The organism is Brachybacterium alimentarium (assembly GCF_002332425.1).
Classification (GTDB): domain Bacteria; phylum Actinomycetota; class Actinomycetes; order Actinomycetales; family Dermabacteraceae; genus Brachybacterium; species Brachybacterium alimentarium.
This window is the reverse complement of record NZ_NRGS01000005.1, coordinates 509804-524514: the sequence shown is the minus strand read 5'-3', so window position 1 is coordinate 524514 and position 14711 is coordinate 509804. Positions and strand designations below refer to the sequence as shown.

Genomic DNA, 14711 nt, shown 5'->3' with positions numbered 1-14711 from the left:
CACAGACTCCTGGAGGTGGCCATGAACACTGATCCGATCCCGGGCGGACCCGGCGATATGGACGAGGAAGCGCTCAAGCGCTTCCTCAAGGAGACCTTCGGGGACGCCCTGCCCGAGGGCGCTCTGGACGGACTGGACCTCTCGGCACTGGCCGAGCAGGCGAACCTTCCGCAGGACCCGGCGCAGCTGCGAGCCGCCGCCGCGCAGATGCAGAGCATGTTCACCGCTCAGGGAGACAATCCCGTGAACTGGCAGATGGCCGAGGACATCGCTCGACGCACGGCCGCCGGGATGACGGGCATCCCCGGCGCTCCGGAGCCCACCGGGACTCCCGGGGACCCCGACCCCACCCCCGCGCAGATCTCCGACCTGCGCCAGGCCGCGCAGGTCGCCCGGCTGTGGCTGGACCCGGCGCTCTCGATCGACGTGCCGTCCACCGAGCTCGGCGTCTTCAGCCGCGGCACCTGGCTGCACCGCACGCTCCCTCATTGGAAGAGCATCGTGGAGCCGGTGGCCCGCTACATGGCCGGCGCCATCGGCGAGGCCATCGCCTCTCAGATGGGTCAGCTGGGCGGCATGGAAGGCATGGAGGACATGGCGGGGCTCGCAGGCACGGGCATGCCCGGGGACCCGGCCGGGATGATGGAGCGCATCGGCGGCACCATGTTCGGCGTCCAGTTCGGCCACGCGATCGGGTCGCTCGCTCGCGAGGTCGCCGGCACCACGGACCTGTCCCTGCCGCTGGGCCGCGACGGCGAGCCCGCTCTGGTCGCGTCCAACGTCGACGACCTGATCTCCGCGCACTCGCTGGATCCGGGCGCGGCCCGCATCTTCCTCGCCTCCCGCGAGATCGCCCATGCCGCTCTGTTCTCCGCGGCGCCGTGGCTCGGCAAGGCCCTGTTCTCGGCGATCGAGGACTACGCGCGCGGCATCACGCTGGACCTCGACGCCCTCGACGAGATGGTGCGGGATCTGGACCTCTCCGATCCGCAGGCGATGCAGGCGCGCCGTCCCGAGGACATGTTCGTCTTCACCCGGCGGGCTTCGCAGGAGCGGGCTCTCCAGGAGCTCGCGACCACGCTGGCCCTGATCGAGGCGTGGGTGGACCATGTGACCACCCAGGCGCTGGAGGGGAAGCTTCCCGAGCTCGACGCGATGCGCGAGGTGCTGCGCCGGCGTCGCGCCTCGGGCGGTCCTGCCGAGGAGATGCTGGCTCGGACCATCGGCATCGAGCTGCGGCCCCGCCGCGTGCGCGAGGCGCTCTCCTGGTGGGAGAGCGTGCTGGCCACGGAGGGCGAGGAGGGCCGCGAAGCGAAGTGGGACCACCCGGACCTGCTGCCGACGGCGGAGGTCCTCTCCGGGCGCCCGCAGGCTCCGCAGTCCCCGCAGGACGTCGCGGAGGACGCTGCTGACGGGCTGGCCGACGTGGAGATCCCCACGGACTTCGACGCCGAGCTGGAGCGTCTGCTCAGCGGCGAGGTCTCCTCCTCCGTCCCGCGCGAGGACGGCGCGGGCGGGGTGCGTCCGCACGAGGACGGGACCACCACCGGCAGCACGGACGACAGCCGCAGCGAGAGCGGGAACGACGACGGCAGCGGCGGCAGCGGCGGCACCGACGGCGACAGCGCCGGCGGTGCCGACGGCGACGGCTCGCGCGGGGACGAGGACGGCGATCCCGGTCCTTCCGATGACCGCTGACCGTCTCGATGAGGCCCGGGCGGAGCTCGCCTCCGCTCCGGACCAGGGTCTCGCCCGGCAGTACCTCCACCTGCTGGAGGGCTCACCCGCAGCTCTGCACCGTGAGGGCGGGCCGCGGCACCTCACCGCGAGCGCCGTCGTGATCGATGCGCCGGGCGAGCACGTGGCGCTCGTGTGGCATCGCAAGGGGCGCTTCTGGGTGCAGCCCGGCGGCCACCTCGAGCCGGGCGAGACGAGCTTCGAGCGCGCCGCCCGCCGGGAGGTCGCCGAGGAGATCGGGCTGTCGGCTCTCGAGCGGGTGGGGCCGGGCCCCGCTGTGCTCCATCGCCATCAGCTCGACGCGGCGTTCGGGGCCTGCTGCGAGCACTGGGACGTGCAGTACCTCCTGCGCGCCTCGGAGGACGCGGCCTCGCTCCCCCTCACCGCGAGCGAAGAGTCCCCCGAAGTGCGCTGGGTGCCGTGGCCGCTGGAGGCCGACGGTCCGGCGCGCTCCTGCGCCGCGCTGCCCGAGGGCACCGTCGAGGACATGCCGGGCAAGCTCGAGCAGCTCGCCCCATATCTCGCGCGCTACTCAGGCTGAGAGGACTGAGAGGGCAGAGTGGGCTGAGAGGGGCCGTCGGGCGCAGCCTGCTCTGGAGGACCCTCCAGATCCCCCTCGAGCTCGCCGGGGAGCAGATTCTTCGCCCACGAGACGCCGTCCAGGAACCCCTGCGCCTTCTGCGCCTGGGGATAGAGGGCCATCAGCTCGCGGAACTCCTTGCCGTGGTCGAGGACCAGCAGATGGACCAGCTCGTGCATCATCACCGAGCGCACCACGTAGTCGGGCATGTCCTGCAGCTGATGCGAGAGCCGGATCGTGCCGTCCGTGGGGGTGCAGGATCCCCACCGCTGGTTCTGCCGTGTGGACCAGGTCACCGAACTGGGCCGTGCACGACCGCCGAGATAAGCCTCACTGACCTCTCTCGCCATCTTCTCCAGGCCGGCGTCGCTGCGTCGGCGCGGCGTCTTGCGGGACTCCTTCCGGACCAGCTGGTCGACCATCTTCGTGACCCAGTCCCGCTCCTGCCGCGCACTGAACGTCGCCGGGACCGCGACCACCAGATCGCCGTCGCGTCGAGTGATCGACACGGTGCGGCGCCGACGGGAGGAGCGGCGCACCAGGACCCGCTCCCCGCGCGGTCCGGTCACGTGCTCGTGGAGGACGAGATCTGTCATGAGGAGAAGCCTGGCACGTTTCGGGGCGAAAAAAGTTCTTCCACAACCCCCTCCCCCACAGACCCCCGCCCCAGGCCCCTGACCTGCGCGGACGATCGTTCCTCCACAGGTGTCGGGAACTCATCCCGAGGTTGTCCACACCCCGGGGCCACTTGTCCACAGTCGGTCCCCCGCCGCCCTTTGACCTGCCCGGTGCGCAGGGGCTAAGTTTCCCAGCACGTGGGACCCCGGGATAACTAGCAGGACGCACACGGGGAAGGTGCGCGTGGTGCTGAGCGCCCCCGGGGGCCCACGGCCCTTAGGCCTTCGTCGCCTACGGGGCCTCCGATGTCGGCCCGTCGCACGCACTTCCTCCGCTCGCTGAGCTCTTCTCTCCCGAAGCGTGCGATGGGCCGCCCCGTTCGGACACTCCTCGATTCGTGCGCCTCAGGCGCTCCCCGTTACAGTGGGTCGGTCCCGGTCTCGCGGCGCATGCCGCATGTCCGGATGACCGAACATCACTTTCGATCCCAAGGAGCGGATATGGCTGACGAGACCTATGCCGGAGAGTTCTACTGCGTCAAGTGCCGCGAGAAGCGGGAGGCCGAGGGCAACGTCGTCGTCTCCAACGGTCGTCGCATGGCCAAGGCCGTGTGCCCCGAGTGCGGCACCAAGCTGAACCGCATCCTCGGCAAGGCCTGATCCGGCCTTCCCAGAACGCACGAGGGGCGAGGCACCNNGGTGCCTCGCCCCTCGTGCGTCTGCCGCCGGACCGGCGCACGGCTCATGCCGCGTCCGCCGGCTTCTCCTGCGGGTTCTGGTCCGGAGCCTGCTGCGGGTTCTTCCGTGGGCGTCCTCGGCCGCGCTTGACGGCGATGATGCGGCCCGCGTCGAAGATGGCACCGCCCCAGACGCCCCAGGGCTCCTCCCGGTCGAGGGCGCCCTGCCGGCACTCCTCGAGGAGCGGGCAGCCGGTGCACAGACTCTTGGCCTGCTCGAGATCGGCAGGGCGTTCGGAGAAGAAGAGGTCCGCAGCGTCGGTGTCATGGCACGGCAGCATGTGTGCCGCAGTGTCTGCGGGGCTGAAGAAAGTGGTGAGTAGAGAAGTCATCGTCTCGCTGCTTCGAAGATCGTCGGGGGGACGAGCCCTTACGGGCGGGGGTGCGGCGGCGGTGCCGCACCGGCAGCGAGGGGAGGCCTCGTCAGCTCAGGCTGGGCACCGCAGGGGCGTAGCCCCGTTCGCGCTGCAGAAGGGAGGGCGCGCCGACGGGGCGCAGACCTGCTCCTGCGAGATTCCTGATGATGATCACTGAGGCCACCCCCTTTCGAATGCGCGCGTCCCGGTGTCCCGGACCACGACGTGGACGATTGACGACGATGAGTCTACACACCTTGCGCAGAACCCACATCTATTTTTTGACCTGCAGTTTCAACCCTCTGCGGGGTTCTCGGCGCGGTGCCGGGAGAGGATCTCGAGCAGTCCCGGACCGAAGCGTTCGGCCTTGCCCGGACCGATGCCGGGCACCGCCAGCAGCTGCCTCTCGTCACGCGGATCGCGTTCGGCGAGCGCCTCGAGGGCCGCGTCGGTGAGCACCGAGAAGGCCGGGGCCCCGCTCTCCCGTGCCCGCTGCGCCCGCCACTCCTTCAGGGCCGTCAGCAGGGCGGCATCGGCCAGCGGCGGGCAGCCCTCGTGGCGGCCCAGACGCTGCTCGCGGGGAGAGACCAGTCCCTGTGCGCAGACCCGGCACTCGGAGTAGACGGTCGCACTGCGGCGGCCGGTGCGCCGTGGATCGGCTCCGGGCCGGGAGCCGCCGGCATCAGGATGGTCGAGCACACCGTCCAGGAACCTCGACGCCTTCCGGCTCCCGCGTGCGCCGGGGGACCGCGCAGCGGACCAGCTCACCGTGAGCAGGTCCCGGGCGCGGGTGAGGGCCACGTAGAACAGGCGTCGCTCCTCCTCCACCTCGGCGGCCGTGGAGGCCATCGAGATCGGCATCAGCCCGTCGCTGGCTCCCACCATGTGGACCACGGGCCATTCCAGACCCTTCGCGGCATGGACCGAGGCGAGCGTGACGCCCTCGACCACGGGGGCGGACTGCGCCTCGGCGCGCTCCTCGAGCTCGCGCACGAGGTCCATCATGGTCGAGCCCGGGCGAGCGGTGACGGTGTCCGCGAGGCCCACCAGCGCATTGAGGGAGTCCCAACGTTCGCGCACCGCGCCGGTGGTCTCCGGGGCCGTCTCGGACCATCCCTGCTGGGAGAGGATGTCGCGCACCGCGCGGGCCGGATCCAGCTGCTCGACGCGGGTGGCGGCCCGCAGCGAGACCATCGCCCGCCGCACCTCCTGACGCTCGAAGAAGCGGTCGCCGCCGCGCACCAGGTAGCCGATGTCGCGGGCGGTCAGCGCCTCCTCGAAGGCCTCGGACTGGCTGTTGGTGCGGAAGAGGATGGCGATCTCCGAGGCGGAACGCCCCTCGGAGATCAGGGCGGCGATGCGATCGGCGACGCCGTCGGCCTCGGCGGGGTCGTCCGGGAAGGACTCCACCAGCGGCGGCGGGCCGTCCTGCCGCTGCGAGACCAGGGTGAGGCGGCTGTCGCGGGTGCGGCCCTGGGCACCGTCGAGCACGGTGTTGGCCATCCGCACGATCTGCGGCGTCGAGCGGTAGTTGCGCTCCAGACGGATGGTGCGGGCGCGCTTGAACTCCGTGCGGAAGTCCAGCAGGTAGGAGGCGCGCGCGCCGGCGAAGGTGTAGATCGTCTGCGCGGCGTCACCGACCACGCAGATGTCGTCGGAGGTGCCCAGCCACAGCCGCAGCAGGGAATGCTGGAGGGTGGAGACGTCCTGGTACTCGTCGACCACGAAGTGCTTGTACTGGCCGCGGACCTCCCGGGCGACGTCCGCCCGTTCGGTGAGGAACCCGACCAGGTGCAGCAGCACGTCCTCGAAGTCGATGACGTTGCGCTCCTTCTTGACCTCCTCGTACTGGGTGAGGATGCGGGAGATCGAGCGGGAGTCGAAGCCGGCCACGCCCGGGCGCTTCGTCGACTCCGCGGCCTCGGGATAGGACTCGGGGGTGAGCATCGAGACCCGGGACCATTCGACCTCGGCGACGATGTCCCGCAGCGCGGCGCGATCCACGCTCATGTGCAGCCGTTGGCAGGCCTCGCCCACGCCCGCGAACTTGTTGGGCATGATGTCCGGCATCGCCCCGCCCACCACGCGCGGCCAGAAGTGGCGCAGCTGCCGCAGCGCGGCGGAGTGGAAGGTGCGGGCCTGGACCGCGGGCACGCCGAGGTCGCGCAGACGCGAGCGCATCTCCGCGGCGGCCTTGGCGGTGAAGGTCACGGCGAGCACGTGGCGCGGGTTCAGCTGCCCCGTGGCGACGCCGTAGGCGATGCGGTGGGTGATCGCGCGGGTCTTGCCGGTGCCGGCGCCCGCGAGCACGCAGACCGGTGCCCCGAAGGTGTGCGCGACCTCCCGCTGCTCGGGGTCGAGAGCGGCGAGGATGCTCTCGGCATCGGTCGGCGGTGCAGAGTCGAGGGGCAGGGCTGGATCCGTCATCGCTCCCATCCTGCCAGCGGCCCCTGACATCTCGCGGGCCACTGTGGACGGCGCGTGCCTCACACCTCGGCAGGACCGCCGTACCAGTCGTCGATCAGCGCGCGGCCCAGGGAGGCGTTGCCAGGCAGCTCGATCTCCTCGGCAGCGAGCGCGGCGGCGAGCTCCTCCCGGGAGAACCAGGTGGCTTCAGCGATCTCGTCCTCCTGGAGCGTCATCTCCACGGCGCCGGGGACCCAGGCGCGGTAGCCGACCATCAGCGAGCGCGGGAAGGGCCAGGGCTGACTGCCCACGTACTCGACCTCCTCGACCACGAGACCGACCTCCTCGGCGACCTCGCGGGCGACGGCGTTCTCGAGGCTCTCCCCCGGCTCCACGAAGCCGGCGAGCACGGAGTGGAACCGGCCGCGGAAGTTCGCGTTGCGGGCCAGCAGCAGGCGGTCGCGGCTGTCGCGCACGGCCATGATCACGGCGGCATCGGTCCGCGGGAAGTGCTCGGAGCCGTCCTCGCGGCAGCGCAGCACCCAGCCGCCCACCTCGGGCTCCAGCAGTGCTCCGCACATCGGGCAGTGACGCATCGAACGGTGCCAGGACCCCATCGCGACGGCGGTCAGCGCGAGGTCCGCGTCCCGGGGCGTGAGCCGCTCGGCCACGCGCCGCAGATCGCGCAGGTCACGCCCGGGATCATCGAGCTCCGGGCTCGGCTCGGGGATCTCCACGGCGAGCACCCGGAGGCCCTCGTGCACCCCGAGCAGGACGAGCGGCTGGGTGCCGCCCCCGCGGGGGTCCGAGCGCTCCAGGGAGACGTGGAGGGTGCCCTCGTCGTCCTCGCGCAGAGCCGCCGAACCGGCTCGGGTGACCAGGTAGCGGGCGTCGTCGCCCGGCGCGATCATCGCCGGATCGACGCGGCTGAGCGCGTCCCGGTCGGTGCTGAGAAGGGTCAGCGGGGTGTGCAGGTGGGGGCCACGGAGGTTCGCCATGCCCGAAAGCCTACGCGGATCGGAGGGGACCTCCGGGTACGGTGGACGGGTGCATCGCAACTCGTACTCCCTGGCTGCCCTCGCGGCGGCGGCGGTCCCCGGGCTGGTCCCGGCGCGCACCACGCCGATCGCGACCCCCGACGAGGATCTCGACGTCGCGGGGATCATCGGCGAGCAGGGCCGCCGGGTCCTGGTCCAGTCCCCGTCCACGACGGCCTCCGGTGTACGCCTTGAACGTGACCTGAAAGTGGCCGATGCGCTCTCCGGGACCCCGTTGCAGGGCGTGATCCCGCCGGTTCTGGGCTTCGTGAAGCTCTCCGAGGGCGGTCGCGCCACGGTCACCGAGGCTCCCGTCGGGCGCCCGCTGATGCTCGAGGACCTCCAGGGCTCCTCCGAGCTCGCCCGCTCGCTGGGCCAGGTCCTCGCCCGGATCCACACCGTTCCGCGCTACGCGGCGGAGTCCGCCGGGGTGGAGTCCTTCACCCCGGAGGTCCTCCATGCCGAGCATCGTGCCCGGATCCTCGCCGCGAAGGCGGACGGCTACCTGCCGGCCGCCGTCTCCCAACGCTGGGAGACGCTCCTGGAGGACGAGGAGCTGTGGGACATCGCCCCCCAGTTCATCCATGGCGACCTCTCCGAGGAGAGTCTGTTCGTCTCCGGTGAGAGCATCAGCGCGGTCCGCGACTGGTCCTCCTCCAAGGTCGCCGATGCGGCGTCCGATCTGGCCTGGCTGATCTCCTCGCTGGACCCCGAGAGGTTCGACGACCTCTACTCCGCCTATCGCGACGAGCTGCCCACCTCGACGCACCCGCGCCTGGTGGAGCGCGCGCAGGCGCTCGGCGAGTTCGCCGTCGCGGAATGGCTCGCCCACGGCGTGGAGACCCAGGACGAGACGATCATCTCCGATGCGCGCGGGATGATCGCCGACCTCGATGCCGACCTGGCCCAGCTCGCCCGCGACGAGGCCGAGCGTGCCTACGACGAGATGGCCGCACGCGAGGCGCACGAGGACAGGGCCTGAGGCCCCCTCCTCGCAGCATCACGCTCCCCTGTGCGTCATTCCGCCCTGAGCCTCATTCCGCGGTGAGCATCTCGGCGATCCGCTCCCGGGAGGGGTGACGGGTGACCTCGTGGGTGACGCCGTCGGCCACGAAATGGAAGGCCGTCCGGATGCGGGACAGCGGCAGACCGGTGCGCTCATGCCAGGCCAGCCGGTACAGGGACAGCTGCAGCGCACGTTCGCGCAGCTGCGCGGGCCGAGGGACGCGACCGGTCTTCCAGTCCACGATGATCACCCCTCCCCCGGCGGGATCGCCGGGCTCCGCGGGGGCGTCCGGGTCGACGAAGACGGCGTCGATCACACCGCGCACGGCGATGGTCCCCACGCGCGTCTGCACCGGGTGCTCGACGGCGATCGGGGTGCGGTCCGCCCATGCGGACGCAGCGAACGCCTCACGCAGGGCGAGGTCGTCGGCCACGGGTCCTTCGTCGTCCCCGAGGTCCAGGAGGTCCTCGAGGTCCAGCAGCGTCGAGCTGTCGTAGCGGGATTCGAGCCAGGCGTGGAACGCGGTGCCGCGCGCCGCCGCCGGGGAAGGACGGCGCGGGAGCGGCCGCAGCAGATCGATCGCCGCCCCGTGCGGGTCACGGGCCTGGTGCACGACCTGGGAGGCCGACAGGCGCGGTGGGGAGTGCACGAGGGGCGGTGCAGCCTGCTGCGCGAGATCGTCGATCGCGCGGCGCACGATCTCGGCGAGCACCGGGTCCTCGATCTGCCCGGGCGTCTCCCCCGCCTCGGCGAGCAGGTCGGCGGCACGACGGCGCGACTGCTCGGCCTCTCCCGGCGCGGGCGGCCACTGGGCCTGCGGCAGCTCCTTCTCCAGGGGGTTCGTCTCCGGGACCTCCTGGACGATGCGGAACTGCTCGGGGACGAGATCGCCGACCTCGACCAGATAGCGGGAGCGAGGGCGCGACCTCGTGACGCCCAGGCGCCAGGCGGCGGAGGTCAGCAGCAGCCGGCGGCGGGCGCGGGTGACGGCGACGTACATCAGCCGTCGGTCCTCACGCAGCGACTCCTCGCCCTGGTCGAAGTGGTACTCCTGGATCAGGCCCTCGGCATCGACCTGGGTGTCGGCCTCGGCCCAGGCGAGGTCGGGCAGGGTGTCGGCGTCGCCGCGCAGCGCCGTGGGCACCGAGGCGGAGGCCAGATTGCCGAGCCAGCCCCCGGCCGGCACCCGCACCCGACCGCTCTCATCGGTCTTCGCCCGGCGCAGGTCGTAGGACGGCACCGTGCCCTCGGTGAGCCCGGCGACCGCCACCAGATCCCACTCGAGACCCTTCGCGGAGTGCATGGTCACGATCGTCACGACACCGGGATCGGCTCCCTCCTCGACGTTCTGCTCGGGGGCCGCGGAGACGGCGAGCCCCGCTTCCTCGTCCTCGCTGATCTCCAGCAGGTCGAGGTAGGCCCCCAGGCCCCCGCGCTGGGCGGTGCGCTCGAAGGAGGCGGCGTGATCGCGCAGCGCCTCGAGGTCGGCGAGGACCCGCGATCCCGGATCGTCCGCGAGCAGCGTGAGGTCCACGTCCAGCACGCGCACGGCGGCGGTGACCAGATCGGGCAACGGGAGCGGGAGCAGCCGCCGCATCTCGCGGAGCAGCTGCTGGACCTGCCGGAGACGATCGAGGCCGGTCGGGGACAGCGAGCGGCCGGAGGGGTCGGTCCAGTCCGCCGGCGGCAGGTCGTCGACCGCGTCGACCAGGGAGACGGTCTCCGCCTCGTCCTCACCGCCGGGTGCGCTCGTGGCTCGGCGCAGTCGTGATCCCATCCGGTCCCGCCAGCGTCCGAGCACTGCGAGGTCGCGAGCGCCGAGACGGAACCGGGGGCCGGTGAGCAGTCGCATGAGCGCGTCCCCTCGTCCGGGATCGTGGGCGCACTGCAGCACGGCACGCACATCGGCGACCTCGGGGCGGTGGAGGAGGCCGCCCAGACCCACCACGTGGGTGGCCAGGCCCCGCTCCTGAAGTCCTTCGACGAGCGCGGGGATCTGGCGGCGCGCGCGCACCAGCACGGCGGCCGACGCCGGGACCTCCTGGGGGTCGTCCTCGGCGCGCCGCGCGAGGATCCAGTCGCCGATCGCCCGGGCCTCGGCGCGCTCGTCGGAGGCCTCGACCGTCTCGGCGGCCCCCTCCCCGGCACCGGGCCGCGCCTGCAGCTCGGGGATGGTGAGGCCGGCGTCGGCCTCACGCAGCGGGGCCGCCAGACGGTTCGCCAGCGCGAGGACCGCCTCATCGTTGCGCCAGGAGGTGGACAGCGTGCGCTGCAGCACGGGGGCGTCGTCGGTCGCGAAGGCCTCGGCGAAGCCGGCCAAGGAGGCCGCCGAGGCGCCGCGCCAGCCGTAGATCGCCTGCTGGGGATCGCCGACGGCGCAGGCGGCGTGCCCGGGCCCGAACAGGTCGGTGAGCATCTGGAGCTGCGCGACCGAGGTGTCCTGGAACTCGTCGAGCAGCACCACCCGGTGCATCCGTCGGGCGAGCCGACCCGCGGCGGGCACCTCGCGCGCCACCCGAGCCGCGAGGGAGACCTGGTCGGCGAAGTCCAGCGCGGAGCTCTCGGCCCGCACCTGGGCGAAGCGCTCGAGCAGCGGGATCAGGGCCAGTCGCGATTCGAGGGCGCTCAGCACGGAGGCGACGGCCTTGGGAGTGGTGCGCCGCTTCCCCTCGACCTGGAGCGGGATCCCCGAGAGGTGGTCGCGCACGGTCTCCAGATGCGCGCGCAGCTGGTCCGGGGTCACCAGATGGTCCGCGATCGACGAGGTCAGGGACAGCAGCGCGGCGGTGAGCGTGGCCGGGGAGGCTTCGAGGTCCAGCGAATCGTCCCAGCCCTCGACGAGGGAGTGGGCGAGCTGCCAGGACGCGGAGGTGGACATCATGGTCAGCTCGGGGTCGATGCCGACGGCGAGCGCGTGCTCGCGCACCAGGTCCAGGGCGAACCCGTTGTAGGTGTGGACCAGGGGTCGTTGGCCCACCAGGTCGTCGTGGCCGCGCTCCAGGCCGGTCGGGAGGGTCATCCCTTCCGCCCGCATAGCCCCGGCGAGCGCGGCGAGCCTCGTGGAGATCCGTGCCGAGAGCTCATGGGCGGCCTTGCGGGTGAAGGTCAGTCCGAGCACCTGGCGCGGCTCGACCACCCCATTGGCGATCAGCCACACCACGCGCGAGGCCATAGTCTCGGTCTTCCCGGAGCCCGCTCCCGCCACCACCAGCATCGGGGCCATCGGCGCTTCGATCACGGAGACCTGCTCCGGTGTGGGAGGGGGCTGCTCGAGCAGGGCGGCCAGGCGGGAGGCCGTGAGCGTCGCGGGGGTCATAGCTGATCTCCTTCGGGCTGCAGCGGGCAGCTGCTGCGCACCGCGCACTGGGAGCAATGGGTGTTCAAGCGGGCGGTGACCTGCTGGCCGGAGACGTCCTGGGACACCTCCGCGACGAGCTCGTCGAACCACGCGGGGTCTTCGGCGCGGTCCAGCGCCGCCTGGGTGCGCACCGAGGCCTTGCGGCCGCCGGTGCCGACGTACACCAGCTGGGCGCCGTTCAGTCGTTCCGGGGCGTCCTCGCCGAGCTGCTCGGCGAGCGCGCCATCCCGCACCGCTGCCTGATAGGCGGCCAGCTGCAGGTCGTCCTCGGCGGCCTTCGCCGTCTTCGCGCTGCGACCGGTCTTGAGGTCGACGACCCGCAGCCCGGTCGCGTCGCCCTCGATGCGGTCGATGCTGCCGCGCAGGCGCACCCTTCCCAGCTCCACCTCGAACGGTGCCTCGACGGCGAGCGGCTCCCCGGCCGAGCGGAGGTGCTCGTCGAGCAGGCGGGCCGCATCCTCGGCACGTCGCACCCGGCGCCGTCCGGACCAGGTCTCGGTGCCCGGGACGCTGCGCAGCAGGGTGTGCAGCTCCGTGAGCAGGTCCTCGGGGCCGCCGTCCGACCCGCGCGGATGGACCTGGGCGAGATGGTGCAAGGCGGTGCCGATGAGCTGGGCGGGACCGCCTGCGCGGGTGCCGCCGGCGCGCTCCATGAGCCAGGACTGCGGGCAGTCCACGGCGCGTTCCAGGGCAGAGGGGGACAGCGAGATCACGGTGCCCGGTGCGTGCAGCGGTTCCCTGCTGCTGGGGTCCTGGTGGTACCAGCGCGTCGGATCCGTCCCCGGGGCGCCGACCGCGGCGAGGGAGTCCAGTGCGCGCGCGGCATCCTGCGCGCGCTGCGGGTCCTCGTCGTGCAGACGGCGACGCAGCGCCGCGACCAGCTGGCGGGTATCCGGGGCGGGACCGGGATCCTGGCGCAGATGCTCGAGGTCGATCCACGGCGGGCCCCCGGCATCGGCGAGCGCCGCGCAGGCCTCGTGCAGGGCGGAGGGCTCGAGCTGATCGTCCTGCACGGCGGTGACGAGCACGCGGGTGCGAGCCCGGGCCATGGCGCTGATCGCCAGACGCAGTTCGTCGGCGATCACCTGGCTGCGTTGGATCGCTCGCAGCGACTCGGGATCGCCGGGCAGCTCGGCGCCCTGCCGCGCTGCGGCGACCAGCGACAGCTCGGCGGCGCCGAACAGCGTCGAGCGCAGGCGGAGATCCGGCCAGGCCCCCTCCTGGATCCGGGCGAGCACGACGGTGTCGCGATGCTCACCGGCGAGCTGGGCGGGGGTGAGCACGGCGACGCGGCCGCGCGGGGCGGAGGCGGCAGCGAGGGTGTCCTCGACGACGGCCTGGCCGCGCACCTGTTCGACGAGGTCCATCGCTCCGGCTCCGGGCCGCCGGTCGGTGAGGCGCTCGGCGGCGGCGAACAGCTCCAGCAGCGCGTCCAGTCGGGAGCTCGCGAGCCGGGCGCGCGCCCCGTCCACGTCCCCGGCCGCGCCGAGCGCGGCGCGGCGCCAGCCTCCGGCCAGCTGTGCGGCGTCCCAGGCCTGCCAGAGCACCTGCTCGGCAGGGGCGTCGCGGTGCTCCCGGACCGCACGGATCATGGAGCGCACCCGGTGCACGGGCGCGGCCGCCCGGTCCCTCGCGGCGGCGTCCGGGAGCCCGGGCACCTCTTCGTCCACCAGTGCCTGCGCGAGCAGCGTCTCGCTGGGCGTCTCCTCGGTCGGGTCGAGCTCGCGGCGGGCGCCGAGCAGCAGGCGTCGGATGCGCCGCAGGCGCAGCGTGTCCGCGTCCCCGAAGGGCCCGCGCAGCAGCTGGTCCGCGACCCGTGGATCCAGCGGGGCGTCGTCGGGGGCGAGACCGATCTCGAGAAGGGTCAGCAGATCGGCGACGGCGGGCACCTCGCGCAGCGGCTGCGGGCGTCGTGGCACCCGCACGGGCAGGCCGGTGCGGGAGAGGAGGTCGGCGACATCGGCCACGGCCGCGCCGGAGCGGCACACCACGGCCATGTCGTCGTACTCGACCTGCTCGCGATGGTGGAGGTCCCGCAGCGCGGAGCCGATGAGGCGGGCCTCGTCCAGCGGGTCGTCGGCCTGCAGCACGGCGATCCCGGAGCCCGCCGCCGCCCGGGGCGCACGGTTCGCGGCGGGCGCCCCGGCCAGCGGGAGCCGGCCGCGCAGCGAGTCCACCCCGGCGGTGATCCCCGGGACCATCCCGTGGCAGCCCGTGAGAGCCACCTCGGCGACGGAGCGCGGCAGGAGGCCGCGCAGCCGGTCCGCGGCATCCGGGAGGGCGCCGCGGAAGGTGTCCACGGCGGCGTCGGGGCAGCTGCTCACGAGCACGCGGGCACCGGCCCCGGCGAGCGCGGCCACCAGGGCGATCCCGGCGGTCGTGAGGTCCTGGGCGTCGTCGACGACCACGTGGTCGAAGGGCGCCGCCGTGCGCGGATCCTCGAGCAGCCGCGCCGCCCGGCGCACCAGCCCGCCGGAATCCAGGCGCGGCCCGGCGTCCAGGGCTGCGGAGGCCTCCAGGTCGAGCACGCCGAGGTAGTCCCGCAGGATCGCGGCCGCATCGCACCAGGCGGGCCGGGAGCGCTCGCGGCCCAGCCGGTCGAGGTCCGTCGGGGTGAGTCCCAGCTCGGTCGCGCGGGTGATCAGATCGCGCAGCTCCGTGCGGAAGCCGGGAAGGGTGCGGGCGCCGGGATCGACCTCGAGGTTCCACGCGTCCCTCCCGGCGATCAGCTCGGCGAGCAGGGCGTCCTGCTCGGCGCCGGTGACGAGGGTGGGCTCTCCCAGACCGCGGGCGAGGGCGTCGGCGCGCGCGATCGCATGGCCGAGCGCGGGCGGGGTCATCGCCCGGACCTCGCCGGCACCGTGCACGGCGAGCGCG

The 14711-nt window shown here is 72.9% G+C and carries 10 protein-coding genes; 4 read left to right on the top strand and 6 right to left on the bottom strand.

Annotated elements, in window-relative coordinates; all coding sequences use genetic code 11:
* Positions 1-21: 21 nt before the first annotated feature.
* A complete protein-coding gene (locus CIK71_RS05585; RefSeq protein WP_096164149.1) occupies positions 22-1698 on the top strand; it encodes a zinc-dependent metalloprotease in 1677 nt (558 codons plus the stop codon).
* The gene (locus CIK71_RS05580) at positions 1688-2278 is read left to right on the top strand and encodes an NUDIX hydrolase (protein WP_096164148.1); all 591 of its coding nucleotides are present in this window, start codon (positions 1688-1690) and stop codon (positions 2276-2278) included. The genes CIK71_RS05585 and CIK71_RS05580 overlap by 11 nt, the downstream gene beginning before the upstream one ends.
* On the opposite strand, the gene CIK71_RS05575 is transcribed toward CIK71_RS05580, so the two are convergent.
* On the bottom strand, positions 2266-2913 hold the full coding sequence (locus CIK71_RS05575; protein WP_096164147.1) for a M48 metallopeptidase family protein: 648 nt from the start codon (positions 2911-2913) through the stop codon (positions 2266-2268). The genes CIK71_RS05580 and CIK71_RS05575 overlap by 13 nt on opposite strands.
* A gap of 522 nt (positions 2914-3435) precedes the next feature.
* Between CIK71_RS05575 and CIK71_RS05570 the strand changes: the two genes are divergently transcribed.
* Entirely contained in the window at positions 3436-3594 is a 159-nt protein-coding gene (locus CIK71_RS05570; protein ID WP_010551122.1) for a DUF5679 domain-containing protein, read from the top strand.
* An 82-nt stretch (positions 3595-3676) separates the two neighbouring features.
* Here the strand turns inward: CIK71_RS05570 and CIK71_RS05565 are convergent, their stop codons facing one another.
* The 3 genes from CIK71_RS05565 to nudC all read right to left on the bottom strand — a co-directional run bounded on the left by CIK71_RS05565 (position 3677) and on the right by nudC (position 7431).
* The gene (locus CIK71_RS05565) at positions 3677-4003 is read right to left on the bottom strand and encodes a WhiB family transcriptional regulator (protein ID WP_096164146.1); all 327 of its coding nucleotides are present in this window, start codon (positions 4001-4003) and stop codon (positions 3677-3679) included.
* A gap of 318 nt (positions 4004-4321) precedes the next feature.
* On the bottom strand, positions 4322-6454 hold the full coding sequence (locus tag CIK71_RS05560; protein ID WP_096164145.1) for an ATP-dependent DNA helicase UvrD2: 2133 nt from the start codon (positions 6452-6454) through the stop codon (positions 4322-4324).
* 59 nt (positions 6455-6513) lie between these two features.
* Positions 6514-7431 carry an NAD(+) diphosphatase gene (gene nudC, locus CIK71_RS05555; protein WP_096164144.1) on the bottom strand — a complete coding sequence of 306 codons (918 nt, stop codon included), beginning with the start codon at positions 7429-7431 and terminating at the stop codon, positions 6514-6516.
* Positions 7432-7480: 49 nt separating this feature from the next.
* On the opposite strand from nudC, the gene CIK71_RS05550 reads away from it, so the two are divergent.
* Positions 7481-8452: a phosphotransferase gene (locus CIK71_RS05550; protein ID WP_096164143.1), complete on the top strand. Its 972-nt coding sequence runs from the start codon at positions 7481-7483 to the stop codon at positions 8450-8452.
* 52 nt (positions 8453-8504) lie between these two features.
* Here the strand turns inward: CIK71_RS05550 and CIK71_RS05545 are convergent, their stop codons facing one another.
* Together CIK71_RS05545 and CIK71_RS05540 are read right to left on the bottom strand one after the other, a co-directional pair.
* Entirely contained in the window at positions 8505-11792 is a 3288-nt protein-coding gene (locus CIK71_RS05545; protein WP_096164142.1) for an ATP-dependent helicase, read from the bottom strand.
* The coding region (locus tag CIK71_RS05540) for a UrvD/REP family ATP-dependent DNA helicase (RefSeq protein ID WP_245857300.1) at positions 11789-14711 on the bottom strand (2923 nt) is incomplete at its 5' end. The genes CIK71_RS05540 and CIK71_RS05545, both read right to left, overlap by 4 nt.

Excerpts from the sequence above, each read along its gene's own strand:
- CIK71_RS05585 (WP_096164149.1), top strand. The coding sequence starts at position 22 with ATGAACACTGATCCGATCCCGGGCGGACCCGGCGATATGGACGAGGAA.
- CIK71_RS05580 (WP_096164148.1), top strand. The coding sequence starts at position 1,688 with ATGACCGCTGACCGTCTCGATGAGGCCCGGGCGGAGCTCGCCTCCGCT.
- CIK71_RS05575 (WP_096164147.1), bottom strand. The coding sequence starts at position 2,913 with ATGACAGATCTCGTCCTCCACGAGCACGTGACCGGACCGCGCGGGGAG.
- CIK71_RS05570 (WP_010551122.1), top strand. The coding sequence starts at position 3,436 with ATGGCTGACGAGACCTATGCCGGAGAGTTCTACTGCGTCAAGTGCCGC.
- CIK71_RS05565 (WP_096164146.1), bottom strand. The coding sequence starts at position 4,003 with ATGACTTCTCTACTCACCACTTTCTTCAGCCCCGCAGACACTGCGGCA.
- CIK71_RS05560 (WP_096164145.1), bottom strand. The coding sequence starts at position 6,454 with ATGACGGATCCAGCCCTGCCCCTCGACTCTGCACCGCCGACCGATGCC.
- nudC (WP_096164144.1), bottom strand. The coding sequence starts at position 7,431 with ATGGCGAACCTCCGTGGCCCCCACCTGCACACCCCGCTGACCCTTCTC.
- CIK71_RS05545 (WP_096164142.1), bottom strand. The coding sequence starts at position 11,792 with ATGACCCCCGCGACGCTCACGGCCTCCCGCCTGGCCGCCCTGCTCGAG.